This is a genomic window from Mesorhizobium sp. M0618 (assembly GCF_040320765.1).
In the GTDB taxonomy this organism is placed as follows: Bacteria; Pseudomonadota; Alphaproteobacteria; order Rhizobiales; family Rhizobiaceae; genus Mesorhizobium.
Genome location: NZ_JAMYQH010000008.1, coordinates 156084 through 181965, shown reverse-complemented (window position 1 = coordinate 181965; position 25882 = coordinate 156084). Strand labels below are relative to the sequence as shown.

The window sequence follows — 25882 nt, the reverse complement described above, 5'->3', positions numbered from 1 at the left end:
CCGCCTCATTCCCGGCCTTGCGAATCCAGGGCCGGGAATGCACCGCCCTTACCCAGCCGGCTGACGAGATGAGCAAGAGCGAACGCCCCAACCTTCTGTTCCGCAACCTCAATGCGAAGGTCGCCTCGATCCCGATGATCCTCACCGCCATGGTGGTTTTCGTCGGCGGCACCGTTTGGACGGTGCTCTATTCCTTCACCAATTCGAAGCTCCTGCCGCGCCTGAATTTCGTCGGGCTCGACCAGTATTACCGCCTGTGGGCGGCGCCGCGCTGGCTGATCTCAATCGAGAACCTGCTGATCTACGGCGCGATCTCGCTGGTGTTCTCGCTGGTCATCGGTTTTCTGCTTGCCGCGCTGCTCGATCAGAAGATCCGCTTCGAGGACACGTTCCGCACGATCTTCCTCTATCCTTTCGCGCTCTCCTTCATCGTCACCGGCCTGGTCTGGCAGTGGCTGCTCAATCCGGATTTCGGCATCCAGCAGGTCGTGCGGGACTTGGGCTGGACGAGCTTCAGCTTCGATCCGCTCTATAATTCCAGCATCGTCATCTACGGCATATCGATCGCTGCGCTGTGGCAAGGCACCGGGCTCATCATGTGCCTGATGCTGGCCGGCCTGCGCGGTATCGACGAAGACATCTGGAAGGCGGCGCGCGTGGATGGGATCCCGATGTGGAAGACCTATCTGTTCATCGTCATCCCGATGATGCGGCCGGTCTTCATCACCACGCTCGTCATCATCGCTGCCGGCATCGTCAAGGTCTATGACCTGGTCGTGGCCCAGACCAGCGGCGGCCCGGGCATCGCCTCCGAAGTGCCGGCCAAGTACGTCTACGACTATATGTTCTTCGCCCAGAACCTCGGCCAGGGTTTTGCCGCCTCGACCATGATGCTGCTCTCGGTGGTGATCGTCATCGTGCCTTGGGCCTATCTCGAGTTCGGGCGACGCAAATGAGCATTGCAGACATCACCGCTCAAGCAAGCGTTGCCGCCGGCGCGCGCCAGGACATCGCCGGGCCCTGCGGTCCAAAGCCGCGCCGCATGATTTCGCGCCGCAACGTCTTCCTCTACGGCACATTGTTCGTCATGGCGGTCTACTACCTCTTGCCGCTCTATGTCATGGTCGTCACCTCGCTCAAGGGCATGCCGGAGATCCGGCTCGGCAACATCTTCTCACCGCCGCTCGAGATCACCTTCGAGCCGTGGGTCAAGGCGTGGTCGACGGCCTGCACCGGCCTTAACTGCGACGGGCTCTCGCGCGGTTTCTGGAATTCGGTGCGGATCACCGTGCCGTCGGTGCTGCTGTCGATCGCCATCGCCTCGGTGAATGGTTATGCACTGGCCAATTGGCGCTTCAAGGGCGCCGATACGTTCTTCATCATCCTGATCGTCGGCGCCTTCATTCCCTACCAGGTGATGATCTATCCGATCGTCATCATCCTGCGCGAAATCGGCCTCTACGGCAGCCTCAGCGGGCTGGTGATCGTCCATTCCATTTTCGGCATGCCGATCCTGACGCTGCTGTTCCGCAATTATTTCGCCTCGATGCCGGAAGAGCTGTTCCGGGCGGCACGCGTCGACGGCGCCGGCTTCTGGGGCATCTTCCTGCGCATCATGCTGCCGATGTCGCTGCCGATCTTCGTCGTCGCCATCATCCTGCAGGTGACCGGCATCTGGAACGACTTCCTGTTCGGCGTCGTCTACACCCGCCCCGACACCTATCCGATGACGGTGCAGCTCAACAACATCGTCAATTCGGTGCAAGGCGTGAAGGAGTACAACGTCAACATGGCCGCAACCATCCTGACCGGGCTTGTGCCGCTCATCGTCTACTTCATTTCCGGCAAGCTTTTCGTACGCGGCATCGCCGCCGGCGCGGTGAAGGGGTGATGGCGATGACGGCAGCCAACGATACCAGCGTTTCGATCCAGGACCTGTCGCTGAATTTCGGCGCGGTGACCGTCCTGGAGACGCTCAATCTCGATGTCGCCGATGGCGAGTTCATCGTGCTGCTCGGGCCGTCCGGCTGCGGCAAGTCGACCTTGCTCAACTGCATTGCCGGCCTGCTCGATGTCTCCGAAGGCCGCATCTTCATCAAGGGCAAGAACGTCACCTGGGAAGAGCCCAAGGACCGCGGCATCGGCATGGTGTTCCAGTCCTATGCGCTCTATCCGCAAATGACGGTGGAGAAGAACCTGTCCTTCGGTCTGCGTGTCGCCGGCACGCCAAGAGAAGAGATCGCCAAGCGGATCGCGCGGGCGGCTGAAATCCTGCAGATCGAGCCGCTGCTGCAGCGTAAGCCGGCCGCACTTTCCGGCGGCCAGCGCCAGCGCGTCGCCATCGGACGGGCGCTGGTGCGCGATGTCGACGTGTTCCTGTTCGACGAGCCGCTGTCCAATCTCGATGCCAAGCTGCGCGCCGAACTGCGCGTCGAGATCAAGCTGCTGCATCGCAAGCTGCAGAACACCATGATCTACGTCACCCACGACCAGATCGAGGCGATGACGCTGGCCGACCGTATCGCGGTGATGAAGGGCGGCGTCATCCAGCAGCTCGATGCGCCGCAGACCATCTACAACCGTCCGGTCAACCGCTTCGTCGCCGGCTTCCTCGGCTCGCCCGCAATGAACTTCGTCGATGGCCGTCTGGAAGACGCGGACGGCGGCTGGCGGTTCGCGGCCGAGGATATCAAGATCCCGCTCGGCACTTACGACTTTGCCAAGCCTCCGGCTCCAGGCCCCGTCACATTCGGTATCAGGCCCGAGCATGTCAGTCTGAACAGTGGCACCGGCTGGCCGTTCTCGATAGCCGCCAATGTCGAGGTGGTCGAGCCCATGGGCTCCGACACGCTGGTCTGGCTGATGCTTGCCCAGCAGAATTTCAGCGTCCGGGTGACCTCGGAACGCACGCCCAAGAACGACGAGGCGGTGACGCTTGGCTTCGATCCGATGCGCGCCTCGCTTTTCGACACGGCAACCGGCACACGCATCTAGCTTCCGAGAACCAACCTTCCAACGACAATCCCCAAGCGAAACGGACAGAGACGATGAATTGGTCATTCCAACTTTACAGCGCCCGCAATTTCCAACCCTGGGACGGTGTGCTCGCCACGCTCGGCAAGCTCGGCTACGCTCAGGTCGAAGGTTTTGGCGGCGTCTATGATGATCCCGAGGCTTTCCGTGCCGAGCTCGACAAGAACGGGCTTGCCATGCCGACTGGGCATTTCTCGATCGACGCTCTCGAGAACGATTTCGACGGCGTGCGCAGAACCGCCGACGCACTCGGTATCACGCTGCTCATCTGCCCTTTCCTGATGCCCGACCAGCGGCCATCCGACGCCGCCGGCTGGCGCGGCTTCGGCGAACGCCTGGCCAAGGTCGGCGACGCCGCGAAAAAGGCCGGCTACGGCTTTGCCTGGCACAACCATGATTTCGAGTTCAAGAAACTTGCCGACGGATCGGTGCCGCAGGACCACATCCTGTCATCCGCGCCCGATGTCAGCTGGGAGATGGACGTTGCCTGGGTGGTGCGCGGCGGCGATGATCCGTTGTCGTGGATCGAAAAACACGGCAAGCGCATCAGCGCCGTCCACGTCAAGGACATGGCCAAGCCCGGCGAGGGGCTGGATGAGGATGGCTGGTCGGATGTCGGCCATGGCACCATCGACTGGGCCGGCCTGGTCAAGGTGCTGCGTGCCAAGAGTGCTGCCCAATACTACGTCATGGAACAGGACAACCCCAACGACATCGAGCGTTTCGCCCGCCGCTCCATCGCAGCCGCCAAAACCTATTAGGAGCAATCAGCATGGCAAAGAAACTTGGCATCGGCGTCATCGGCTGCGGCAACATCTCGAAAGCGTATTTTTCGCTGGCGCCGCTGTTTCGCGGCATCGAGATGCGTGCCTGCGCCGACATCAACATGGAGGCGGCCAGGGCTCGGGCGAAGGAGTTCAAGCTGCGCGCCGAGACCGTCGAAGACCTGCTCAGGGCCGACGACATCGACATCATCGTCAACCTGACCATCCCGGCGGTGCATTATGAGGTGTCGAAGCAGATACTCGACGCCGGCAAGCACGTTTATTCGGAAAAACCGTTCGTGCTGTCGGTCAAGGAAGGGCTCGACCTTAAGAAGCGGGCGCAGAAAAAGGGTCTTCGGATCGGCTCGGCGCCAGACACTTTCCTCGGCGGCGCGCACCAGCTGGTGCGCAACCTGATCGACACCGGCAAGCTTGGCAAGGTCACGAGTGGTACCTGTCATGTCATGGGCCACGGCATGGAGCATTGGCACCCCAATCCGGATTTCTTCTTCCAGCCGGGCGCCGGTCCCGTGCTCGATATCGGGCCTTACTACATCACCAATCTGATCCAGCTGATCGGACCGGTGAAACAGGTCGCGGCCTTCGCGACGACGCCGGCCAAGGAGCGGACGATCAGTTCAAAGCCGCGCGCGGGTGAAAAGATACCGGTCAACACGCCGACGACCATCCATGGGCTGCTGGAGTTCGAGAACGGCGCCGTTATCACGCTCAACACCAGCTGGGACGTCTGGGCCCACGGCCACGCGCCGATGGAACTCTATGGCGAGGCGGGTACGGTGTTCGTGCCGGACCCGAACTTCTTCGGTGGTGACGTTCGCTTCACCGACGCGGCCAAGCCGGTCAAGAAGCTGCCGAACTGGCCGCATCCGTTCGGCGTGCCCAACGAGATGCATTCGCAAGGCATGATGGCCAACTACCGCACATCGGGCCTCGCCGACATGGCGGTGGCGATCGCGGAAGGCCGGCCGCATCGCTGTTCCATGGAACTGGCGCTGCACGCCGTCGACGTGATGACCGGCCTGTTGCGCTCCGGCGAAACCGGCAAGTTCGTCGCCATGCAGACCACCTGCGAACGGCCGGCGGCACTTGGCGTCAAGGAAGCCAAGGCGCTTTTGGCGAAGAAGAAATAGGGCAGCACACCTCAACCCTCTCCCCGTTTCGACGGAGAGAGGGTAAGGGTGAGGGGCAGAGCCAACTCGCCGCGTTGTCGCGATGCAGCCGACCGGCTCGTTTTCATTTGAGGATTTTCCGATGCCCTACACGCCTGCCGAAAACCGCTATGAAAAGATGATCTACAACCGCTGTGGCCGCTCCGGCCTGAAGCTGCCGGCAATCTCGCTGGGGTTGTGGCATAATTTCGGCAACGACACGCCGCACAAGACCAAGCAGGCGATCGCGCGCAAGGCCTTCGACCTCGGCATCACGCATTTCGACCTCGCCAACAATTACGGTCCGCCGCCCGGTTCTGCCGAGACCGCTTTCGGCGAAATCCTGCGCACCGACTTCGCCGCCTACCGCGACGAACTGATCATCTCGACGAAGGCCGGCTACGAAATGTGGGCCGGCCCCTACGGCGAATGGGGCGGGCGCAAATACATTCTGGCCAGCCTCGACCAGAGCCTGAAACGCATGGGGCTCGACTATGTCGATATCTTCTATTCGCACCGTTTCGACCCCGACACGCCGCTGGAAGAAACGATGGGTGCGCTCGACCATGCGGTGCGCTCGGGCAAGGCGCTCTATGCCGGCATCTCGTCCTACAATTCGCAGCGCACGCGCGAGGCCGCCGATATCTTGAAGCAGCTTGGCACGCCTTGCGTCATCCACCAGCCGAGCTATTCGATGCTGAACCGCTGGGTGGAGGAAGACGGCCTGCTCGACACGCTCGAAGGGCTCGGTGTCGGCTCCATCGTGTTCTCGCCGCTGGCGCAAGGCATGCTGACCAACAAGTATCTCGGCGGCATTCCGGACGGCAGCCGTGCTTCCCAGGGCAAGTCGCTGAAGACAGCCTTCATCAACGACAAGACCATCGCCAACATCAAGGCGCTCGACGCCATCGCCAGCAAGCGTGGGCAGACGCTGGCGCAGATGGCGCTGGCCTGGGTGCTGCGCAAGGGCAGGGTGACCTCGGCGCTGATCGGTGCCAGCCGGCCGGAGCAGGTCGAGGACTGCGTCGGCGCGCTCAAGGTGCTCGACTTCAGCGATGCCGAACTCGCCGAGATCGATACCTACGCCCGGGAGTCCGATATCAATCTGTGGGCAGCTTCGGCCGAGCGCAAAGGCCCGCCGCGAAAATAGACCACTCGAGCCGGCAAAATAAGAGCGGCGGCACTCCCGCCGTTTTTCATGGGAAGCCAAATGGCCGCGGTTCAGGGCGTTTTCGGCTTCTGCGCCGTGCCGAGTCCCGCCTTGGGTTTGGCAGGCGCCGGAGCAGAGCTTTTCATCTTCGCCTCGATCCAGCCGGTGTAGTTGACCAGCCGCGTGTAGATGCCGTAGGCGTCCTTGTGGCCGCAGGCAGCACTGCCGTCAGCCGGGCCTTCGCCCCAGCTGACGACGCCGATTTGGACCGGCCCGCCGGTGCCGGTCATGAACAACGGGCCGCCGCTGTCGCCATTGCAGGCATCGCGCACGCCGCTGGTGGTGCCGGCGCAGATCATGTTGCCGGTCAGCGGGTCGGTCATGTCGGCGGCGATCGCATTGGCGGCCGCGTCGATGCCTTTTTTCGAATAGCGCATACGGCGCGACAAATCGCCAAGTGCTGCCTTCAGATCATGTGCATAGATGGCCTTGATGGCGCTGTTGCAGGCCTGGTTCGGCTGCAGGTCGAGGTCGGCGACCATCAGCGTGGTCGGAAAGGTGCCGTCCTGCATCTTGCCCCAGCCGGTGACCGTCGTCTTGCCGGTCTCGGGCGTTGCGTCCTGGGCGACCTTGATGGTCGGAGCGTCGGCCGGTTCGGCAAGCCGAAGCAGCCCGAGGTCGTTGTCGAGGGTCTGCTCGCTGTAGCCTTCGTTGACGATGACCTCCACCACCTTGTGGCGCTTGCCTTCGCTGAGATCGGTTGCACCGGTCAGCACGGTGACGCTCTCGGGCGAAACCGGCTGGCCCTTGTCGTTGAGGCAGTGTGCTGCCGTCAGCACCCATTGCGGCGCGATCAGGCTGCCGCCGCAGAATTGGGCGTTGGCCTGCGATGCCGGATTCTCGTCCAGCCTGTCGGTGGTGAGCAGCGCGACCTGGAACGGGTAGGCTCCCTTTTCGGCCTGGTTGCCGCCATAGACGCGGTCGGCCGCGTCGGGGTTCTCCGCCGCTGCTTTCGCCCTGGCTTCCGTCACGCGCTTCATTGGCGAGACCGCTGCCTCCGGTCGGGCGACCGCTTCGTCGGCCTGGGTGAAATTGGCTGCCGCAAGGACGGCCGCGATGCCGAGCAGCGATGCGGCGGCGATCGGCCTGAACCGATGGATGATGTTCACCTGAAGCCCTCCTGAGACATGTACCCGAGCGGACCAGCCCCGGCACATGATCAACGAAACAAGCCTCAGCCTGGGGATCAGACCGCGCAGCACAGTTGTTGCGGCACGGCAGGAACACCAAGTCGGGCACCGCTTCGCGGATCGCGTTCCTGTGCAGACCTCGCTCAAAATCCTATAGCCCCCCACGGGCTATGTGGAAGCGATTTGTCATTCCAATGTTGTATTAATTTAGGCAATATATCCGCGCGAGTGCCTCTGGCGGGACCTCGACAGACTGTAGGGGTAATGATCAGGTCAGGCACCGGTAATCAAAAACTCCTTTTTTGGCCTCACCACGATCTCGACAATATTTCTGTATCTTGATCCAGTCCTTGCTGACTTTTGGGAGAGTCTCACCATGACAAAACTGACAAACGCACTTGTTGCGTCCGCATTGCTTTCCACCGCAATGTGGACGGTTCCGGCTTTCGCCGCCGATCCTGGTTCCGCCAGTACCGGCAATGGCGAAAGCGCGCGCGACGTGACTTCAGGCGACTACAAGCCCGGGCGGGCAAAGCCAATCCCGCCACCGAAGCTGACCGACGAAGACAGCCGCGCCGCGCCGCTTGCCGACGAGGCAACGGCTGTCAAATCCTACGGCATCGTCGGACGGTCCGCCGATGGCAAGGAGATCAAGATCGAGCCGAGCCAAGCGCTGCGGGAGCTTATCATCAAGGAACTGAACGCTCCGGCCACTGGAAAAGACGGGGCCGAGCGCAAGACCGAGGATCCGGACCTCGGCGAAGGCGAAGCCGGCCGTCAGGTTTTCGGCACCGACGATCGCGAGCAGGTCAAGAACACCAAGACCTATCCGTTCTCGGCAATAGGCTATCTCGAAGCCAAATCGCCGAAGACGGGCAGCTTCGGCAGCTGTTCGGCAACGCTGATCGGTCCGCGAACCGTACTCACCGCCGCGCACTGCCTCTACAGTCATGAGGACAAGGATTGGCTCTCCGACTACCTGTTCGTGCCGGGCCTTAACGGCAGCACGGCCGACGACGCACCGTTCGGCGCCTTCGCCTTCGAAAGCGCCTATGTGCTGCAAGGCTTCATCGACAACTACCAGGGTTATTATGGTTCGGTCCTGCTGTGGGATCTCGGCATCGTCACGCTGAAGCAGGATGTCGGCACCAATCTCGGCTGGCTGGGCTATGCGAACTATGACGATCTCGGCGACTTCACCGCCAATCTCGTCGGCTATCCCGGCGACAAGCCGATGGGCACGATGTGGAAGGCAAACTGCGAAGTGCACGCCGAAAACATCGCGCCGGAATATTTCCAGTACGACTGCGATACGTTCCCAGGGTCGAGCGGCAGCTCGGTCTATGCCTACGACAACAAGGCCAAGCAGCGCATCGTCACCGGTGTCAACGTGGCGGAAAGCCCCGACGCGAACACCGCCGTGCGCCTGAACGCCGCCAATGTCCAGTGGATCAACAGCCTGTATAAGTAATCACTGCGCCTTCGCGGTGGAAAAAGGCGGCGGAGCAATCCCGCCGCCTTTTTCGCGCCGCTATTTGGCTTCGGCTGCAGGCGTGCCGTTGCGCACGTAGCTCTCGATTGCCGAAGCGAAAGTGGGAGAACCCGCCTTGCGCTGCTTATCTATGTAGCCGGCAAAATAGCTCCAGAAAGAGACGGCATAGTCACGGAAATAAGCATCGGTCACTTTGCGCGAACACAAATCGCCGTCGATGCAGAAGGACAGCCGGTTGAGGAAATAGACGATGCGATCGAAATTCTCGCTGAAGTCGGCGAGCGGCATGTCGCCGCCGGAGGCGGTCATCGCCTCGATGCCGATGCGTTGCCGGAACACCTGCTCCTCGGTCGGCGAGGGGTTGGCGCTGAGCAGATTGTCATATTTGGCGTTGAGCGCCGTCAGACGATCCTTCAGGGCACGCTGCGCCTGCTGGTAGTCCTTGTTTTCCCAGAGCTCGACAAGCGACATGGTCTGCTCGACGCGCTTCTGCTCTTGGTTGGCCAGGAACTGGTAGACCGAGAACATCAAGGTGAAGATGATGGCGAGACGCACGGCCATGCCCGACCAGGCATAGACCAGCATGCGCCAATCGCGGTCTGTGAAGGGGTTGCTCTCCTTCTTGATCTCGTGGCTGCTTGGCCACGGGAAACCCTCGGTGGTTTCCTGCAGGGCCGGTTTGCCGGCCTGCGCTTTTGCGGGTGCGGTCATTGCTGTCTGCCTGGTGTTGCCCGTCGGCTTCTTCATCCGCAGCTGTCCAGTTCAATGGTGGCGGAGGGATCAAGCACAATGCCCGGCGTCTCCAGCTTCTTTTTCAGGCATTGCAACTGCAGGCGCGAAATCATGAACTGTACGTCAGGCTCCGCCGCCCCCTTGTTCGGGGACGGCAAGGCTTCGACGACGCCACGCGAGGCGCAGTTGCTGAGATCGACGACAACCGCGTCGCTGCCGCTTTTGGCGAACTGGTCGTACTGATCGAGAAAACATGTCGCCAGTTCCGAGTTGGTGACGATCTGCTTGACGCATAGGCCGCAGGCCTCGTCCGCCGACGCGTTGGCGATCAGCAACAGGCCGCCGGCAAGGCCGACTACCGTTCCACGCCAGGAAAACACAGAATTCTTCACAATCGATCCTATCCATTTCATCCGCCGTCATGCGTCAGCGGCCGGGAATGTTCTCATATCGCGCCGATCGCGCAAGAGCCGCCGCAGAGCCCTGCGCGCCGGCATCCGCTCAGGCGCGCGGCACCGTCTCCAGCGGGAAGATCATTACCGCGCCTTTCGGGCCGCTCTTGTCGGCAAGCCGCATCACCGAGCGGGTTGCCGGCGCCATGCCGAGATCGGTCAGCATGTCGGAGAAGCCGGCGGAGCCCATTCCGCGTGTCGCCGAGGCGACGCCGTCCTGTGCCAGGAAGCTCAGATCCTGCTTCTCGCTCTCCGGCGGCGCCTCGGTCAAAACCGCGATCATCCGTTCCATGCCGAAGCTGGTGTCGGTGAAGGCCAGCAGCCCCTCTTCGAGTATGGCTTGCGGGGCGAGGCGTTCGGCAACGATATGGGTGATCGAATAGTCGCTGCCGACATAGAGCACGTTGATGTCGACCAGCAGATCCGAGCCGTTCTTGGCCAGCACATGCACTTCGTCGCCCGGCGAGACGCGCGGCACAACCGAAGCCTGCAGCGGTTCGAGGCCATCCTTGTCGCGACGTTTGACCTGGAACTGGACGTCGACGTCCTCGGGCCTGTAGTCCGAGGCCGCCGCCAGCCGCGAAAGCCCGGTGGCGCGGAAGATGGTGCGCAGGTTCCTGGTCGTTGCATCGGCCAGTTTCTGGCGGTCGTGAATGATGATCAGCGGCGGTTTGCCGCCCTCCTTCAAGGTCACGTCGCCCGACGCCGGCAGGAACCACAGCGCCGGCTTAGCGGTCGCATCCTTGGCGGCGCCGGGAACGGCATTCTCGCGCATCACCGCGAGGCGGAGGTCGGCGCTCTTGCCGGGCTCGACCAGCTCGATGTTGAAGCCGGTCTCCCTGGCTATGGCCAGTTCGTCGAGAACCGCATTGACCAGAGCGGTTTCCTTCTCAAGTCCCTTGGCCGCGGCCGGCCGCGCCAAGACGAGCTTGTAGTCGACGGCGATCTCCGCCACCCGCCCATAGGCGTTGGCGGGAATGTCGGCGACTTTGAGCGCCGGCTTCTTGTCGAACTCGACCGGCTTGACGCGGCTTTCCAGGTTTTTTGCCGACTGCACTTCCAAAAATCCGACAGCGTCGGACAGCGGCGACAGCGCCGACGGCAGGATGGCGAGCTTGCTGCCGGGGGTGAGGCGGTGCAGCAGGCCGGCGCCGATCGTCGCTTCGCCGTCCTTGATGACGACAGGCCACTGCATGACCGCGTCGGTCTTGTCGGTGCCGAACACCCGCGCATCCAGTTCGCCCTCGAACAGCGGTGTCGGCCGGGTGCGGCTGTCGGCCGAATATTGCTGCAGCACGGCCTGGCCGAGCTGGCGATAGGTGACGTTGGGATTCTCGGCCAGTTTCGACAGGATGGTGAAGGTGAACAGGCCGAACCGCGGCGCATCCGCGATGCCCTTGGGCAGCGGCATTTCCGGTGTCGTCTCCACCGTCTGCGCGGCATAGAAGGCGACCAGTTTGCCCTTGGTGATCGGTTCGCCACCGGTCGGCGTCAGGGTGAAGGCGGGCTTGCGCGTGCCATTGTCGTCGACGCCGCGCGAGCCGGCGACCGAAATCACCTCGTCATAGGCCTTGATCGCGGCAGCCCGCTCGGCCTCGTTGCCGCCGACCAGGTCGGCGAACTCGACCTTGCGCTCCAACTCGTCATCGACCTCGACGGCGCGTGTCGCGGTGCCGGAATGGCAGCAGTCGAACACGACCCAGACGAAAGCGCCCTTGTCGCGAATGGCGTCGAGTGCCGCGCCGATCTCGTTGTCGATCAGCGCATTGGGCACGCCGGCATCGCGGTTGATCCATTTGCCGATATCGACGGGCAGGAAGATCTCGTCGAGCCCGTCGGTTTCGTCGCCCTTGACCATCTGCGGCTGCTGGGCGCCGTGACCGGACAGATGCAGATAGACGAAATCGTCGCGCTGAACCTTGGCGGCAAGGTCGGCCAATGCGGCCTTGATGGCCGCATGGGTCGGCAGGCCACTGGCGCCGGGGACATCCTTGGCGAGCAGCGTGACGTTCTCCGGCGCGAACCGCACCGGGTCGGGCACATTCTTCAGGAGATAGTCGCGGACGAGGGCTGCGTCGTTCTTCGGCCCGACCAGCCAATTCCTCTGCGGAAGGTTGGGATATTCGGTGCAGGCGACCAGCAGCGCATGATAGGTGCGCGATGCGGCCATGGTCCGGAACGACACCATGCCGGCCATGGTCAAAGCGGACGTGCCGACCAGCAGCGTCCGCCGCGTCAATTTGATCATGATTGCTTCCCCAAGCCCGACCGAAATTCCAAGCGCGGCAATCCTCGCTGAAGATATTGTCAGTATTTTGAACGTTACATCGCAGAGCAACCTGCCTGTTGCCCCGCTCCGATCGATGTTCTCGACCGCCTTGCGGGCAGAATGCTGGAAACAGTAGCAAAAATGCCTGTTCGTCGCTATCTGGATGGGTACATGGATAGTTTGTGCGCGGCGCAAGCGACGGAAGGCGAGTTGGAAACAGGATCATGGCGGCAAGGGATGTGCTGACGAAGAACCAGCTGTGCGTGCTCGAGAAACTCGAGACCGCCAGCGGACCGCTCAGTGCCTATACCTTGCTCGACCAACTGCGCGAGCGCGGTTTTCGCGCGCCTCTGCAGGTCTATCGAGCGCTCGACACGCTGGTGAAGTCAGGTTTCGTGCACCGGCTCGAAAGCATCAATTCTTTCGTCGCCTGCGCCGAGCCGCACGACCACAGCCATTCGATGACCGCCTTCGCGATATGCGACACATGTGGGCAGGTGACCGAAATGTCCGACCACGATGTCGGCCACAGCTTGGACGAATGGGTGCGCTCGACAGGCTTCGCCGCCAAGAAGGCGGTGATCGAGTTTCGCGGGACGTGTGCCAAGTGCCTGGCCGAAGCGGCTTGAGGCCCATCGCTTCGTCATCCTAGGGTCTACGCCGCGTCGCTTCGCTCCTTGCTTCGCCCTAGGATGACGAAGAGGCGGAGCGTCAATGCGCCTCGTCCCAGTTGTTGGCGGCGCGCGCATCGACATGCAGCGGCACCGACATCGATACCGCTGGCATCGCCGCGTTTTCCATGACGTGACGCACGACCGGGATCGTCGCCTCGACTTCCGCCTCGACGGTCTCGAAAATCAGTTCGTCATGCACCTGCAGCAGCATGCGTGCGGAAAGCCCTGCTTTTTCCAGCGCCTCCTCCATGCGGATCATGGCACGGCGGATGATATCGGCGGCGGTGCCTTGCAGGCGGGCGTTGATCGAGGCGCGTTCGTTGAAGGCGCGAAGCGAGGGGTTGGACGATCTTATGTCGGGGTAATGGATGCGACGGCCGAAGATCGTTTCGACAAAGCCATGCTCGCGGGCATAGGCCTTGGTCTCCTCGATGTAATCGCGGATGCCGGGGAAGCGCTCGAAATATTTCTTGATGTAGTTGCCGGCCTCCTCGCGCGGGATCGACAGCTGGTTGGCGAGACCAAAGGCCGAAATGCCGTAGATGATGCCGAAATTGATCGCCTTGGCGCGGCGACGGACTTCCGAAGGCATGCCCTCGACCGGCACGTTGAACATCTCAGACGCGGTGATGGCGTGGATATCGGCGCCGTCGGCGAAAGCCTGCCGCAATTGCGGGATCTCGGCGACATGGGCGAGCACCCGCAGTTCGATCTGGCTGTAGTCGGCCGAGACCAGCCGATGGCTCTTGTCGGTGATGAAGGCGGTCCTGATCTTGCGGCCTTCGGCGGTGCGCACCGGGATGTTCTGCAGGTTCGGATCGGAGGACGACAGGCGTCCCGTCGTCGTCGCGGCCAGCGCGTAGGAGGTGTGAACGCGCTTGGTGTCGGGGTGGATGAAGCCCGGCAGCGCATCGGTATAGGTCGATTTCAGCTTGGTCAGCTGGCGCCAGTCGACGATCTTGCGCGGCAGTTCGTGACCTTCGGCGGCGAGATCTTCGAGAAGCTGCGCCGAGGTCGACCACTGGCCGGTCTTGGTCTTGGAACCGCCGGGCAGGCCCATGCGTCCGAACAGGATGTCGCCAAGCTGTTTTGGCGAGCCGATGTTGATGCGCTCGCCGATGAGCTGGTAGATTTCCTCTTCGAGGCGAGCGGCGCCCTGGGCCAGTTCGCCCGAGAGCCGCGACAGGATCTGCCGGTCGACCGAGATGCCGCGCTGTTCCATGCGCGCCAGCACCGGCACCAGCGGCCGCTCCAGCCGCTCATAGACCGACACTAGGCCTTTGGCGGCAAGCCGCGGTTTCAGCACCAGCCAGAGCCGCAGCGTCATATCGGCGTCTTCGGCGGCATGAGCGGTCGCCTTGTCGATGTCGACCTGATCGAAACCGACGGAGCTTTTGCCGGAGCCGGTGACGTCCTTGAGCAGGAGAGGGGTATGACCCAGCCATTTCTCGGCTAGCGAGTCCAGGCCGTGACCATGGGGCGTGCCGGCATCGAGCACGTAGGAGATCAGCATGGTGTCGTCGAACGGTGCGACATCGATGCCGTAGCGGCTCATGATGACAAGATCGTATTTCAGGTTCTGCGCGATCTTGAGAACCGATCTGTCTTCGAGCAGCGGTTTCAGCACAGCCAGCGCCTCGCGAAGCGGTATCTGGTTTTCGAGCGCGCCACCACCGAGCAGGTCGCCATTGCCGCTCATGTGGGCAAAGGGGATATAGGCGGCGCGCCCGGGCGCCGTGGCGATGGCCATGCCGATCAGTTCGGCCTGCATCGGATCAGCCGATGTTGCCCTGACATCGAAGGCGGTGATGCCGGCCTCTCGCGCCTCGGCGACCCAGGCTTTCAGGGCCGAGATATCGCGGATGCAGTGATAGGCCGAAGTGTCGATCTTGCCGGTGGCCGCGCGCTCCAGCCTTAGTGCCGCGAGCAGGGAAGGGGTATCGCCTTGTTTTGACGTCTCCGCCGTCCCGCCGGCTTCGTCCGATCCAGTGCCGGACGCGTTTCGGGCAACCGGCGGCAAACCGGCCCCAACATCCGGGCCATGGGCATGGTCGGCGCGTTCGACGGTGACCGCGACGGCCTGGACATCGCCGGCCTCGGTGCTGGTCGCCTCCGCGACACGGCGGGTCAGTGACGTGAATTCCATGGTCTTCAAGAAACCGATCAGCTTCGGGCCGTCCGGCGCGTGCAGGACGAAATCGTCCAGTCCCTCGGCGACCGGCACATCGTTCATCAGCGTCACCAGCTGACGCGAAATGCGCGCCTTGTCGGCGTTGGCGATGATCGATTCGCGCCTCTTGTCCTGCTTGATCTCGCCGGCCCGGGCCAGCAGCGTGTCGAGGTCACCGAACTGTTCGAGCAGTTGCGCCGCCGTCTTCGGCCCTATGCCGGGCACACCAGGCACATTGTCGACCGAATCGCCGGTCAGTGCCTGCAGATCGACCATCTTCTCCGGCGGCACGCCCCATTTTTCGATGACTTCCGGAATGCCGATCTGGCGGTCCTTCATCGGGTCGTACATGGCGACCGTGTCGCCGACCAGCTGCATCAGATCCTTGTCGGAGGAGATGATGGTGGTGTCGCCGCCAGCTTCGCAGGCCAGCCTCGCATAGGTGGCGATCAGATCGTCGGCCTCGTAGCCTTCGATCTCGACGCAGGGCAGGTTGAACGCCCTGGTCGCCTGGCGGATCAGGCCGAATTGCGGGATCAAATCTTCCGGCGGTGCCGAGCGGTTGGCCTTGTATTCGGGGTAGAGGTCGTTGCGGAAGGTTTTCGACGAATAGTCGAAAATGACGGCGAAATGCGTTGGCACAATGCCTACATCGGTGTTGCGGGCGTCGAGCATCAGCTTCCACAGCATGTTGCAGAAGCCGGAAACGGCGCCCACCGGCAGGCCGTCGGATTTGCGGGTCAGCGGCGGCAGCGCGTGATAGGCACGGAAGATGTAGCCGGAGCCGTCGACAAGGAAGAGATGATCGCCTTTTTTCATGTCGGCAGGGATAGCGCGGCGCGGCGGCTTGGTCCATGCCAAAGGCAGCCTCGACTATCGGTTCCGGCAACACCCTGACAGATCGCCGTCACCCCGCTCACGCCTATGTTACAAAACTGTAATTTTCGTGCCCTTGAATCGCCACGTTCAGAGACCCAAATACACGTCATCGGCAGTTTTCGCCGAGTCCGGAGCAAGGCACGTCCCCCGCCTATCCCGGACACCTGCGGCAGCCTATCCCCCCTCTCCGGGCTGCCGCATCGTTTCGAGTAGAAGGCCGCCGTGGTTCCCCCTCCACCACGGCGGTCTTTTTTATCCCAGACAGACGTTTGCAGCCCGTGGTCCAATGATCGCGGGCTTTTCGTTTTGCTGTCCTGCCTTTACGGTTCGGGTTCTGAATCGAAAGGCTTCACATATGTCCGCAGTTTCCCCCGTCCTCGACCGTCTCGACAAGAATCTCGACCAGAGCCTCGAACGCCTGTTCGGCCTGCTCAGGATCAAGTCGATCTCCACCGATCCGGCCTATGCCGCCGACTGCCGCAAGGCGGCGGAATGGCTCGTGGCGGAGCTCAAGCTGATCGGCTTCGATGCCAGTGTGCGCGACACGCCCGGACACCCGATGGTGGTCGCCCATCACGATGGCCCGGCCGGTTCGCCGCATGTGCTGTTTTACGGCCATTATGACGTGCAGCCGGTCGATCCGATCGAATTGTGGGAAAGCGACCCGTTCGCCCCCGCGGTCAAGGAGGTCGGCCCGGATCACAAGGTGATCACCGGACGCGGCTCGGCCGACGACAAGGGCCAGCTGATGACCTTCGTCGAGGCCTGCCGCGCCTGGAAGCAGGTGCACGGCAATTTGCCTTGCCGCATCACCATCCTGTTCGAGGGCGAAGAGGAATCCGGCTCGCCCTCGTTGAAGCCGTTCCTCGAAGCCAATGCCGACGAACTCAAGGCCGATTTCGCGCTGGTCTGCGATACCGGCATGTGGGACCGCGACACGCCGTCGATCTGCGTCGGGCTGCGCGGGCTGGTCGGTGAGGAGATCACGGTGAAGGCGGCCGATCGCGACCTACATTCGGGCCTCTATGGGGGTGCCGCCGCCAACCCGATCCGCATCCTGGCCAAGGTGCTGGCCGATATCCACGACAAGGACGGTCACATCACCATTCCCGGCTTCTATGACGGCGTCGAGGAAACGCCTTCGCAGATCCTGAAATCTTGGGAGACGCTGGGCGAGACGGCCGAGACGTTCCTCGGGCCAGTCGGCCTGTCGATCCCGTCGGGCGAAAAGGGCCGCTCCGTGCTGGAGTTGACCTGGGCGCGGCCGACGGCCGAGTTCAACGGCATCATCGGCGGCTACACCGGCAAGGGCTTCAAGACGGTGATCGCGGCCGAAGCCTCGGCGAAGGTGTCGTTTCGCCTCGTACACAAGCAGGATCCCAAGAAAATCCGCGCGGCGTTCCAGAAATTCGTCAAGGAGCGGATTCCGGCCGACTGCTCGGTCGAATTCCATCCGCATGGCGGCTCGCCGGCAATCCAGCTTTCCTACGACTCGCCCTTCCTGGCCAAGGCCAAGGATGCGCTGTCCGACGAATGGCCGAAGCCGGCGGTGACGACGGGCAGCGGCGGGTCGATCCCGGTGGTCGGCGACTTCCAGACCTATCTCGGTATGGAATCGCTGCTGGTCGGGTTCGGCCTCGACGACGACCGCATCCACTCGCCCAACGAGAAATACGAGCTCAGCTCCTTCCACAAGGGCCAGCGCTCCTGGGCGCGGATTCTCGATGCGCTGACCCGCTGACGCGGCGTGAAAATCAACTTTCAGTTGATTTTTCAGCGGAACGCGGCGAGGACGGGCCACAAGACAAAGCGCTACAGCGTCCCTTGCGGGTCAAGGGACGCGCAAGGCTCGACCGGAGAAGACAATGGCCGATATCCGTTTCCACAAGCATGATCTGCCCGACCTCTCGCACTACAATGTCGGGGCAGTGGCCATCGACACCGAAACGCTGGGGCTCAATCCGCATCGCGACCGGCTGTGCGTGGTGCAGATTTCGCCTGGCGACGGCACGGCCGATGTGATCCAGATCGCGCCCGGCCAGAAGAAGGCGCCGAACCTCGTCAGCCTGCTGCGGAACCGCGGCGTAACCAAGCTGTTCCACTACGGACGCTTCGACCTTGCCGTGCTCTACAATGCGTTCGGCGTCATGCCCGAGCCGGTGTTCTGCACCAAGATCGCCTCGCGGCTGACCCGCACCTACACCGACCGCCACGGGCTGAAGGACATCTGCTTCGAGCTTCTTGGCGTCGGCCTCTCCAAGGCGCAGCAATCGTCGGACTGGGCGGCCGAGACGCTGTCGCCCGAACAGCTCGAATATGCAGCTTCCGATGTGCTCTATCTGCACCGGTTGCGCGATGTGCTTGCCGGACGGCTGGCGCGCGATGGGCGGATCAAGGAAGCCGATGCCTGCTTCCGCTTCCTGCCGACGCGTGCCAAGCTTGACCTGATGGGCTGGGACGAAGAGGATATCTTCGCCCATAGCTGACGGTCGTCGGCGCGCTCCGCGGCTGGAACCGATGCGGGCCGCGGCGTTCTGTCGGCTCAGCTTTGCCGGCTCAAAAGGGGATGACATGACGGACAGAAAGCCGATTGCGACCGCACCGACAGACGGCTCCAAGGTCTCCGTGACCTGGAAGGACAGCGACGGGGTCATCAATGAATCCATCGCGCAATATCGCGACGACGGCTGGTGGGTCTATATCGACAGTCACACGCAAAAGAAGGTCGAGCCGACCAGTTGGCGCCCTGCCGCAAGCGACGATGACGATCAATGATGGCGCCGCTGGTGAGGCCGACCGCTTTCGAATAGCCTGAAGCCGTTGATATCGAGGCCGATTCGGAGCTTTCCGTTCCGCCGTCGCCCTCTTGCTCGGAGGAACTCTCTATGGGTGTCGAAAGCCTGCTCGTCTTCATCATCATCGGTGCCATCGCCGGCTGGCTCGCCGGTCTTATCGTTTCCGGCTTCGGCTTCGGTCTGATCGGCAACATCATTGTCGGTATCGTCGGCGCGTTCATCGCTGGCTGGCTGTTTCCGAGGATCGGATTTTCCATCGGCGGCGGCACTCTCGCCGCGATCATCCATGCCACGATCGGCGCCATCATCCTGCTGGTGCTGGTCAAGGTCCTGAAAAGAGCCTGAGGCTCGACAACGCAAAGAGCGCGCCATGAAACAGAATACGCTCTATCTCGTCATTGGCGCGCTCGTCGTCGTGGTCATTGCGCTCGGCATCTACGTCTATCGCGAGCAGACCAAACCCAAAGGCGTCGAACTCAAGATCGACGACAAGGGCATTTCGATCCAGCAGAACTAAGCCATGCGGGAGCGCGACATGGTTGCTTCTGACGCCCCGGAAGGCGTCGATCAGCCTGGGATTACCGTGGCGGAATGGGAGAGGCTGAACAGGCCGCCGAGGCGTGAGGCGCTGCTGCGCTATCATTGGCGGGTGTTTCGCTTTCTGAGGACATCCGCGCCGGTCAGCGAATTGCAGGGGCAAGAGCAGGTATTCCGTGATGCGGTCGTCGCCACCGTGGCCTTCAACCGGCCCGACGTGATCGAATGGCAGATCCACCTGGTGCGCCGATACCTTGCCGAGCACGAGAGCTACATCGTCTTCGACAACAGCAAGAAGGACGAGGCGAGGGAAGCGATCCGCGATCTCTGCCGTCGCCAGCATGTCCCCTATGTCGCATTGCCGAAGAACAGGCTGGTCGTCAGCAGATCGCACGGTCAAGCGCTCAACTGGATCGTGCGGAATTTCTTGCCTGGGTTCGGGCCGAAGCTTTTCGGCTTCATCGATCATGACATCTTTCCAACTGAACCATTTTCGATCCGCGACCGGATGAAGGGCAAGAGCCTCTACGGCAGCGTGCGGCGCGATACGCCGACACCAGGCGGCTGGTTCTTGTGGCCCGGCTTCTGTTTTTTCGATGGAAGCCTGTTGCGGCGGCGGCTGGATTTCGCCCCGAGCTACAAGTTCCATATGGATTCCGGCGGCGGCAACTGGCCGGTGCTCTACAGGTCGATCGACCCGGCGATGGTTCGGTTCGCTGAAAACAAATCGCTTCGCTTCGGCGCTGGACATGATCAATCCGAGGATTTTTTCATGGTGGTCGATGGCTGGCTGCACGTGACGAACGCCTCGAACTGGAGGCGACAGCCGGCTGACAGGGGCGAACACATTCTCGCGCTGTTGCGGCAAGCCGGCGGTCCCGACCAGCCGGATGTGAAGTTCGAGCCTATCTGAACGAGACATCGAACAGCGTGGTGGCAGTGGCCTGCAAAGAGCAGACGCTGGCCTTTTCGCTGCCCAACGCCAAGGCCGGCATTCGAACACGACTTAACCCGCCTTTAAACCGCCGCATCTACTCTTCAACCCGAACGCCATAGGCATCGGGGATATCAAGCACAGCGCATGGCGAACCGCAGGGACAGTCGCATCGAACCCAGTTTCGAGGGGCCGCCGCAGGCGCGGTCCTCGGCGGGTCTTTCGGTGAACGAGGAGGATCGCGTCGTGCCGAGCAATCGCAAAGCCTCCGCAAAACGCAAGCCGGCCAAAGGGAAATCGTCGCGGGCCAAGCGCGGCAGAAGCCGGCGCGGCCTGTTCGGTGTGCTCGGCCGGCTGTTCTACTGGTGCTTCGTGCTGGCCATCTGGGGCGGCATCGGCGTGGCCGGCATCGTCGTCTACTATGGCGCCAAGATGCCGGCGGCGACGACCTGGTCGATTCCCGACCGCGCCCCCAACATCAAGATCGTTTCGGCAGATGGCCAATTGCTCGCCAATCGCGGCATGAGCGGTGGCGAGGCCGTCGGCCTGCATGAAATGTCGCCCTATATCCCGGAGGCCGTCATCGCCATCGAAGATCGGCGCTTCTACTCGCATTTCGGCATCGACCCGATCGGGCTGTCGCGCGCCATGGTAACCAATGTGCTTGGCGGGCATTTCTCGCAGGGCGGTTCGACGCTGACCCAGCAATTGGCGAAGAACCTGTTCCTGACACCCGACCGCACGCTGGAGCGCAAGGTGCAGGAAGTGCTGCTGGCGCTGTGGCTGGAGCACAAGCACACCAAGGACCAGATCCTCGAAATGTACCTCAACCGGGTCTATTTCGGTTCCGGCGCCTATGGCGTCGAGGCCGCCTCGCGCCGCTATTTCGGCAAGAGCGCGCGTGACGTCACCCTGTCGGAAGCCGCATTGCTTGCCGGCCTGTTGAAGGCGCCGTCGCGGCTGTCGCCGGCACGCGATCCGAAGGCCGCCGAGGAACGCTCGCAACTGGTGCTTGCCGCCATGCGCGACGAGGGCAAGATCAGCGCCAAGGAACTGACCTCGGCGATGAGCGCGCCGGCAACGCGTGCGCCGTCCTATTGGACCGGCTCGGAGAATTACGTCGCCGACACCATCATGGAGGAACTGCCCGACCTGATCGGCGACGTACGCGGCGACATCGTCATCGACAGCACCGTCGACCTGAACCTGCAGAAGCTCGCCGAACAATCGATCCGCAGGCTGATCGACGACAGCGGCAAGAAGCTCAACGTCAGCCAGGGCGCCCTGGTGTCGATCGACGATTCCGGCGCGGTGCGCGCCATGGTCGGCGGCTACGACTATTCGACCAGCCAGTTCGACCGTGCTTCGGAGGCACGCCGGCAGCCGGGCTCGGCGTTCAAGCCATTCGTCTATATGGCCGCGCTCGAGGCCGGTCGCACGCCCGACAGCATCCGCAACGATGCGCCGATCAAAATCGGCAATTGGACGCCCGACAATTATGGCGGCAAGTATTTCGGCAAGGTGACGCTGGCCACCGCGCTGGCCAAATCGCTGAATTCGGTGGCGGCGCAACTAACCATGGAGGTCGGGCCGAACGCGGTCGTCGAGGCGGCGCACCGCATGGGCATCCAGTCCGATCTGCAGTCCAACACCTCGATCGCGCTCGGCACTTCGGAAGTGACGCCGCTGGAGCTGACCTCGGCCTATGTCCCCTTTGCCAATGGCGGCTACAAGCCGGACATCCATTTCATCCGGCGCGTGACGACCACCGAGGGCAAGGTGCTTTACGACAGCGGCGGCGGCAGCGCGCCGCGCGTCGTCAAGCCTGAGATCGTCGGCATGATGAACTCGATGATGACGGGCACGGTCGAGATCGGCACTGCCCGGAAAGCGGCTTTCGCCTGGCCATCGGCCGGCAAGACCGGCACCAGTCAGAATTCGCGCGACGCTTGGTTCGTCGGCTACACCGCCAACCTCACCACCGGTGTGTGGTTCGGCAATGATGATGGCAGCCCGATGAAGAAGGTCACCGGCGGCGCACTGCCGGCGCAGGCCTGGCACGAGTTCATGGTTGCGGCCCACGAGGGTGTGCCGGTGCGGCCGCTGCCCGGCACCTGGAAATCGACGCCGGCCGACACAATCGTCCCCGACGAGATCCCCTCGGCGAACAACACGGCGCCGGTTCCGTCAACGTCGGTCGGCCAGCAGGCTCCGGCGCGGCCAGCAGCGCCGGTTGCCCAAGCGCCGTCCCGCGCGGCCCGTCCCGCCCAAACCGTCGATGCCGATGGCCTTTCCATGCCAGAGGATGACGGCGCCACCGCATCGATCAAGCACCCGGTGCCGCCAGGCGACGTCGGCGGTCCGCGCAAAAAGCGGCAGACCTCGATCCTCGACCTCCTTGGCGGCTGATCCGATCCGCTAATTCCGTGGTTTGGCGTTGCCCAATTTCTTGCTGTCAAAGGTCAGTTTGTCGCTGTGAATCTTGCCATCGCGGACGGTAAGGTGCTTGGCGCAGGAAAGCGCGCCGGACGACTTTGTCATCAAGTCATACATCAGCAGCGCCTGGTGATCGTCGCCGAAAGCAGCGATCATGCGCACACCGGTCACATCCTGTGAAAGTTTGGTCAGGCCCTTCAGGTAGGGGGCCTTGCCGGTCGATTGCTGCATCGGCCCATCAAAAACGACGTCGTCGGCGACATAGGATGCTGCCTTTTCGAGGTCGTGGCCTGTCCACGCCTTGGTGAAGGCCGTGGCGATGTCGAGGGGTGCTGTCTGTGTCATGGCTCTGTCCGATTGATTTGATGTGAAACCCCGCACCCTTGTCCTGCACTCCCGAACCAACGGCGAGTTGGCTTCCCGGTTCCTCCTTTGACGTGAATGGTGACATTTCGGCCTCTCGCCACCTCGGCGGCGTTCGGCTACATCTGCCGGCCGGAGACCTTGAAATGACTGAACTCGACACCAGAAAGACCATCGTGCTGACCGGCGCCAGCCGCGGCATCGGCCACGCCACCGTCAAGCGTTTTTCGCGCGAGGGCTGGCGCGTCATCACCTGCTCCAGGCAGGCTTTCGCCGAGGATTGCCCGTGGCCGGCCGGGCCGGAAGACCACATCAAGGTCGATCTCGCCGATCAGGAGGATGTCGGCATCGCCGTCTCCGAAATCCGCCACCGGCTGGAAGCGCATGGCGGCCAGTTGCATGCACTGGTCAACAATGCCGGCATTTCGCCGAAGCTCAAGGACGGCAACAGCCGCATGGATTCGATCGACACGCCGATGCATGTCTGGCGCGACGTGTTCCAGGTCAATTTCTTCGCGCCAATCATGCTGGCGCGCGGCCTGTTCAAGGAACTGGCGGCGGCCAAGGGCTCGATCGTCAACGTAACCTCGATCGCCGGAACCCGCGTGCATCCCTTCGCCGGCACGGCCTACGCCACATCGAAAGCGGCACTCGGCTCGCTGACGCGCGAGATGGCACATGATTTCGGCCCGCACGGCATCCGCGTCAATGCCATTGCGCCCGGCGAGATCGACACCGCGATCCTGTCGCCGGGCACTGACAAGATCGTCGAGACCATTCCTCTCAGGCGCCTTGGCACCACGGCGGAAGTCGCCGACATCATCTTCTTCCTGTGCTCGCAGCAGGCGTCCTACGTGACCGGCTCGGAAATCCACATCAATGGCGGCCAGCACGTGTGACAAAAGAGGGTGCTCATCCGGTTATTGTGAGAACGGCCTTGCCGCTGAAGCTGCGCTGTCGCAGTGCGTTCAGCGCTTGGGCGATGTCTGTCCACGGCACGGTCAAGGCCACGCGCGTTTCGAGCCGGCCGGCTGCGACCAGAGCGAGCAGCGAGGCGATGTCCTCGCCAATGCCTGGACCAGACGTGTAGTACGCGAAAGTCTGAAGCCTCGCCCCTTCGTGATTCGGAACGAACTGGCGAAATCCAATGGGCGTCAGTTCGCCGCTGCTCGAACCGAACATGACGATGGTCCCGCCAGGTGCGACGCGCTCGATCGCGCATGCGAGGCTTTGACCGCCAACCGACTCGGTAATCAGCGAGAACGGCCCCTCGGCCAGGTCTATCGCTTCGACAACCTGCCTGGCTCCCAGGTTGCGGAGATCCTCAGCGTGCCGGGCGGCGGCGACAGCGGTCACGAATCCGCCCTGATGGCGGGCGAGCTGGATCTGGAAACGACCGACCGCACCGCTTGCGCCGGTGATCAAGACCTGCTGGCCGGCGAGGTCGCCGCCATGGCGTAAAGTCCTCAGCGCCGTCGTACCGGCGACCGGAAGCGTAGCTGCGGAAACGAAGCTGACGTCATCCGGCAGGACGGCGAGACGGTCGGTTGGGACTGCGATGCGTTCGGTCCAACCAGCCTCGTCGACCAACGCGACAACCCGGGCGCCGACGGTTGGCCCGGAACCATCGGCTGCTCTTCGTCCGACAATCCCCGCAATGTCCTGGCCGGGTATCCAACCCTTAGGGCGTATGGCAAGCAGGCGCAGTTCGCCGCGATTCAACGAAGTCGCGTGGACCGAGACAAGTGCTTCATTCGAGGCCGGTTGAGGCTCGGCGACGTCGGCGAGCCTCAACCCGGTCGCGTTTTCGGGAGAGATGACCAGGGCAAGCATGGGCGTACCTTGTTGCTGGCTTGTCGGTGCCAGCTTGCGTTGGAAAGCACGGCAAGCTGAGTACCCACGTAGGTAGCGGGCCATACCGGCGGGGGCGCGCAGCGTCACGAGATCAACCCTGCGCGAACCGAAGCCTATCGACTTTCGCGGTTAAAGAATTTAGCTATCGTGGCGTTTCATCGCTAATAACAGTCAACCATGAGACAGCCCCTCAGCTACCCCTGGCTCGATCTCGATGTGGATGACCCAGCCGCGCTGGCGATTGCCGTGCGCGTCGACATCCCCGACACCCGAGCGGAAGTCCCCGCCCATCGGCACCGCAAAGGCCAGCTCGTCTTCGCGCTCGGCGGCGGCGTCACATGCCGCGTTCCAAGCGGTCTATGGATGGTGCCGCCGCATTGCGGGGTGTGGATCCCCGGCGGCATGGAGCACAGCAATGTCGCAACCGCCAACGCCCGGATTTTTTTCGTCTACATAGAGCCGGGAGCCGCCGACCTGCCGGAGCGGTGCTGCACGCTTTCGATCTCGCCACTGCTGCGCGAATTGATCATCGAGCTTTCCGATCGGATGGAGGATGACGGGGCGAGGGGCGAACTCTTGATCAAGATACTGCTCACCGAGTTGCCACGCATGGCTGTCCGGCAATTGCACCTGCCGATCTCGTCCGAGCCGCGCTTGAACAGGATCGCCGAAGCGTTGGCGCAGGACCCCGCCGACCGCAGCACACTGGCGGAATGGGCCAATCGCGTCGCGCTCAGCGAAAGCAGCCTCGCCCGCCTTGTGGCAAAGGAGACAGGGCTGAGTTTCGGGCGCTGGCGCCAGCAATTGCACTTGATCGTTGCAATTCGGGAACTGGCTTCCGGCAAGAGTGTCCAGCAGGTCTCGGGCGATCTCGGCTATGGTTCCGTTACGGCCTTCATCACTATGTTCAAGAAGGCGCTTGGGAAGCCGCCGGCCAAATACCTCAGTGGTATCGCGCAAAATGGCGGCTCTGCATTCGTGGCGTGATG

Annotated in this window: 24 protein-coding genes; 17 read left to right on the top strand and 7 right to left on the bottom strand. The window is 62.7% G+C overall.

The annotated features are described in order from the left end of the window. Positions 1–68: 68 nt before the first annotated feature. The 6 genes from NKJ04_RS11660 (at position 69) to mgrA (ending at position 6116) form a co-directional block, all read left to right on the top strand. Positions 69–956 (top strand): carbohydrate ABC transporter permease, encoded by an 888-nt coding sequence (locus NKJ04_RS11660; RefSeq protein ID WP_352674986.1) that lies wholly within the window; start codon positions 69–71, stop codon positions 954–956. Between the two features lie 2 nt (positions 957–958). Further along, positions 959–1891, top strand: coding sequence for a carbohydrate ABC transporter permease (locus NKJ04_RS11655; protein WP_502897903.1), 933 nt, complete (start codon positions 959–961; stop codon positions 1889–1891). A 5-nt stretch (positions 1892–1896) separates the two neighbouring features. Next, the gene (locus NKJ04_RS11650; RefSeq protein ID WP_352610134.1) at positions 1897–2994 is read left to right on the top strand and encodes an ABC transporter ATP-binding protein; all 1098 of its coding nucleotides are present in this window, start codon (positions 1897–1899) and stop codon (positions 2992–2994) included. 53 nt (positions 2995–3047) lie between these two features. Continuing rightward, positions 3048–3794: a sugar phosphate isomerase/epimerase family protein gene (locus tag NKJ04_RS11645; RefSeq protein ID WP_352610137.1), complete on the top strand. Its 747-nt coding sequence runs from the start codon at positions 3048–3050 to the stop codon at positions 3792–3794. Between the two features lie 11 nt (positions 3795–3805). Continuing rightward, positions 3806–4948 (top strand): Gfo/Idh/MocA family protein, encoded by a 1143-nt coding sequence (locus tag NKJ04_RS11640; protein WP_352610140.1) that lies wholly within the window; start codon positions 3806–3808, stop codon positions 4946–4948. Positions 4949–5069: 121 nt separating this feature from the next. Continuing rightward, positions 5070–6116: an L-glyceraldehyde 3-phosphate reductase gene (mgrA, locus tag NKJ04_RS11635; protein ID WP_023812497.1), complete on the top strand. Its 1047-nt coding sequence runs from the start codon at positions 5070–5072 to the stop codon at positions 6114–6116. A 71-nt stretch (positions 6117–6187) separates the two neighbouring features. On the opposite strand, the gene NKJ04_RS11630 is transcribed toward mgrA, so the two are convergent. Next, the gene (locus NKJ04_RS11630) at positions 6188–7285 is read right to left on the bottom strand and encodes a S1 family serine peptidase (RefSeq protein ID WP_352610143.1); all 1098 of its coding nucleotides are present in this window, start codon (positions 7283–7285) and stop codon (positions 6188–6190) included. Between the two features lie 397 nt (positions 7286–7682). Here NKJ04_RS11630 and NKJ04_RS11625 point away from each other — a divergent pair, with 397 nt between their 5' ends. Continuing rightward, positions 7683–8777 (top strand): trypsin-like serine peptidase, encoded by a 1095-nt coding sequence (locus tag NKJ04_RS11625; protein WP_352610145.1) that lies wholly within the window; start codon positions 7683–7685, stop codon positions 8775–8777. Between the two features lie 60 nt (positions 8778–8837). On the opposite strand, the gene NKJ04_RS11620 is transcribed toward NKJ04_RS11625, so the two are convergent. The 3 genes from NKJ04_RS11620 to NKJ04_RS11610 all read right to left on the bottom strand — a co-directional run bounded on the left by NKJ04_RS11620 (position 8838) and on the right by NKJ04_RS11610 (position 12230). Beyond that, positions 8838–9545 (bottom strand): DUF4760 domain-containing protein, encoded by a 708-nt coding sequence (locus NKJ04_RS11620; protein WP_352440844.1) that lies wholly within the window; start codon positions 9543–9545, stop codon positions 8838–8840. Next, a complete protein-coding gene (locus NKJ04_RS11615) occupies positions 9542–9922 on the bottom strand; it encodes a hypothetical protein (protein WP_352440845.1) in 381 nt (126 codons plus the stop codon). The genes NKJ04_RS11620 and NKJ04_RS11615 overlap by 4 nt, the downstream gene beginning before the upstream one ends. A 109-nt stretch (positions 9923–10031) precedes the next feature. Next, positions 10032–12230 carry a caspase family protein gene (locus tag NKJ04_RS11610; protein ID WP_352674977.1) on the bottom strand — a complete coding sequence of 733 codons (2199 nt, stop codon included), beginning with the start codon at positions 12228–12230 and terminating at the stop codon, positions 10032–10034. 245 nt (positions 12231–12475) lie between these two features. Here NKJ04_RS11610 and NKJ04_RS11605 point away from each other — a divergent pair, with 245 nt between their 5' ends. Continuing rightward, complete coding sequence (locus NKJ04_RS11605; protein WP_013529546.1) at positions 12476–12880, top strand: Fur family transcriptional regulator; 405 nt, start codon at positions 12476–12478, stop codon at positions 12878–12880. 82 nt (positions 12881–12962) lie between these two features. Here NKJ04_RS11605 and polA read toward each other — a convergent pair whose 3' ends face one another. Next, positions 12963–15914, bottom strand: coding sequence for a DNA polymerase I (gene polA, locus NKJ04_RS11600; protein WP_023812503.1), 2952 nt, complete (start codon positions 15912–15914; stop codon positions 12963–12965). A gap of 415 nt (positions 15915–16329) precedes the next feature. On the opposite strand from polA, the gene NKJ04_RS11595 reads away from it, so the two are divergent. The 7 genes from NKJ04_RS11595 (at position 16330) to NKJ04_RS11565 (ending at position 22649) form a co-directional block, all read left to right on the top strand. Further along, positions 16330–17715: a M20/M25/M40 family metallo-hydrolase gene (locus NKJ04_RS11595; RefSeq protein WP_352610150.1), complete on the top strand. Its 1386-nt coding sequence runs from the start codon at positions 16330–16332 to the stop codon at positions 17713–17715. 124 nt (positions 17716–17839) lie between these two features. After that, positions 17840–18460 carry a ribonuclease D gene (locus tag NKJ04_RS11590; protein ID WP_031213535.1) on the top strand — a complete coding sequence of 207 codons (621 nt, stop codon included), beginning with the start codon at positions 17840–17842 and terminating at the stop codon, positions 18458–18460. 85 nt (positions 18461–18545) lie between these two features. After that, positions 18546–18749 (top strand): hypothetical protein, encoded by a 204-nt coding sequence (locus tag NKJ04_RS11585; protein ID WP_127296410.1) that lies wholly within the window; start codon positions 18546–18548, stop codon positions 18747–18749. Between the two features lie 110 nt (positions 18750–18859). Then, the gene (locus tag NKJ04_RS11580; RefSeq protein ID WP_013529551.1) at positions 18860–19114 is read left to right on the top strand and encodes a GlsB/YeaQ/YmgE family stress response membrane protein; all 255 of its coding nucleotides are present in this window, start codon (positions 18860–18862) and stop codon (positions 19112–19114) included. Positions 19115–19139: 25 nt separating this feature from the next. Next, positions 19140–19286 carry a hypothetical protein gene (locus NKJ04_RS11575; RefSeq protein WP_013529552.1) on the top strand — a complete coding sequence of 49 codons (147 nt, stop codon included), beginning with the start codon at positions 19140–19142 and terminating at the stop codon, positions 19284–19286. A gap of 18 nt (positions 19287–19304) precedes the next feature. After that, positions 19305–20219, top strand: coding sequence for a hypothetical protein (locus NKJ04_RS11570; protein ID WP_352674972.1), 915 nt, complete (start codon positions 19305–19307; stop codon positions 20217–20219). 168 nt (positions 20220–20387) lie between these two features. Next, positions 20388–22649 carry a transglycosylase domain-containing protein gene (locus tag NKJ04_RS11565; protein ID WP_352674970.1) on the top strand — a complete coding sequence of 754 codons (2262 nt, stop codon included), beginning with the start codon at positions 20388–20390 and terminating at the stop codon, positions 22647–22649. 9 nt (positions 22650–22658) lie between these two features. On the opposite strand, the gene NKJ04_RS11560 is transcribed toward NKJ04_RS11565, so the two are convergent. Then, positions 22659–23021 (bottom strand): nuclear transport factor 2 family protein, encoded by a 363-nt coding sequence (locus tag NKJ04_RS11560; RefSeq protein WP_023812509.1) that lies wholly within the window; start codon positions 23019–23021, stop codon positions 22659–22661. Positions 23022–23185: 164 nt separating this feature from the next. Here NKJ04_RS11560 and NKJ04_RS11555 point away from each other — a divergent pair, with 164 nt between their 5' ends. Then, entirely contained in the window at positions 23186–23938 is a 753-nt protein-coding gene (locus tag NKJ04_RS11555) for an SDR family NAD(P)-dependent oxidoreductase (protein WP_023812510.1), read from the top strand. Positions 23939–23951: 13 nt separating this feature from the next. On the opposite strand, the gene NKJ04_RS11550 is transcribed toward NKJ04_RS11555, so the two are convergent. Further along, positions 23952–24872, bottom strand: a complete 921-nt coding sequence (locus NKJ04_RS11550) for a zinc-binding dehydrogenase (RefSeq protein ID WP_352675039.1) — start codon at positions 24870–24872, stop codon at positions 23952–23954. 198 nt (positions 24873–25070) lie between these two features. On the opposite strand from NKJ04_RS11550, the gene NKJ04_RS11545 reads away from it, so the two are divergent. Beyond that, positions 25071–25880, top strand: coding sequence for an AraC family transcriptional regulator (locus NKJ04_RS11545; RefSeq protein WP_352674968.1), 810 nt, complete (start codon positions 25071–25073; stop codon positions 25878–25880). Positions 25881–25882: the final 2 nt, after the last annotated feature.

Coding starts and splice junctions, on each gene's coding strand:
- NKJ04_RS11660 (WP_352674986.1), top strand. CDS start 69: ATGAGCAAGAGCGAACGCCCCAACCTTCTGTTCCGCAACCTCAATGCG.
- NKJ04_RS11650 (WP_352610134.1), top strand. CDS start 1,897: ATGACGGCAGCCAACGATACCAGCGTTTCGATCCAGGACCTGTCGCTG.
- NKJ04_RS11645 (WP_352610137.1), top strand. CDS start 3,048: ATGAATTGGTCATTCCAACTTTACAGCGCCCGCAATTTCCAACCCTGG.
- NKJ04_RS11640 (WP_352610140.1), top strand. CDS start 3,806: ATGGCAAAGAAACTTGGCATCGGCGTCATCGGCTGCGGCAACATCTCG.
- mgrA (WP_023812497.1), top strand. CDS start 5,070: ATGCCCTACACGCCTGCCGAAAACCGCTATGAAAAGATGATCTACAAC.
- NKJ04_RS11625 (WP_352610145.1), top strand. CDS start 7,683: ATGACAAAACTGACAAACGCACTTGTTGCGTCCGCATTGCTTTCCACC.
- NKJ04_RS11620 (WP_352440844.1), bottom strand. CDS start 9,545: ATGAAGAAGCCGACGGGCAACACCAGGCAGACAGCAATGACCGCACCC.
- NKJ04_RS11610 (WP_352674977.1), bottom strand. CDS start 12,230: ATGATCAAATTGACGCGGCGGACGCTGCTGGTCGGCACGTCCGCTTTG.
- NKJ04_RS11605 (WP_013529546.1), top strand. CDS start 12,476: ATGGCGGCAAGGGATGTGCTGACGAAGAACCAGCTGTGCGTGCTCGAG.
- polA (WP_023812503.1), bottom strand. CDS start 15,914: ATGAAAAAAGGCGATCATCTCTTCCTTGTCGACGGCTCCGGCTACATC.
- NKJ04_RS11595 (WP_352610150.1), top strand. CDS start 16,330: ATGTCCGCAGTTTCCCCCGTCCTCGACCGTCTCGACAAGAATCTCGAC.
- NKJ04_RS11590 (WP_031213535.1), top strand. CDS start 17,840: ATGGCCGATATCCGTTTCCACAAGCATGATCTGCCCGACCTCTCGCAC.
- NKJ04_RS11585 (WP_127296410.1), top strand. CDS start 18,546: ATGACGGACAGAAAGCCGATTGCGACCGCACCGACAGACGGCTCCAAG.
- NKJ04_RS11580 (WP_013529551.1), top strand. CDS start 18,860: ATGGGTGTCGAAAGCCTGCTCGTCTTCATCATCATCGGTGCCATCGCC.
- NKJ04_RS11575 (WP_013529552.1), top strand. CDS start 19,140: ATGAAACAGAATACGCTCTATCTCGTCATTGGCGCGCTCGTCGTCGTG.
- NKJ04_RS11570 (WP_352674972.1), top strand. CDS start 19,305: ATGGTTGCTTCTGACGCCCCGGAAGGCGTCGATCAGCCTGGGATTACC.
- NKJ04_RS11565 (WP_352674970.1), top strand. CDS start 20,388: ATGGCGAACCGCAGGGACAGTCGCATCGAACCCAGTTTCGAGGGGCCG.
- NKJ04_RS11560 (WP_023812509.1), bottom strand. CDS start 23,021: ATGACACAGACAGCACCCCTCGACATCGCCACGGCCTTCACCAAGGCG.
- NKJ04_RS11555 (WP_023812510.1), top strand. CDS start 23,186: ATGACTGAACTCGACACCAGAAAGACCATCGTGCTGACCGGCGCCAGC.
- NKJ04_RS11550 (WP_352675039.1), bottom strand. CDS start 24,872: ATGCTTGCCCTGGTCATCTCTCCCGAAAACGCGACCGGGTTGAGGCTC.
- NKJ04_RS11545 (WP_352674968.1), top strand. CDS start 25,071: ATGAGACAGCCCCTCAGCTACCCCTGGCTCGATCTCGATGTGGATGAC.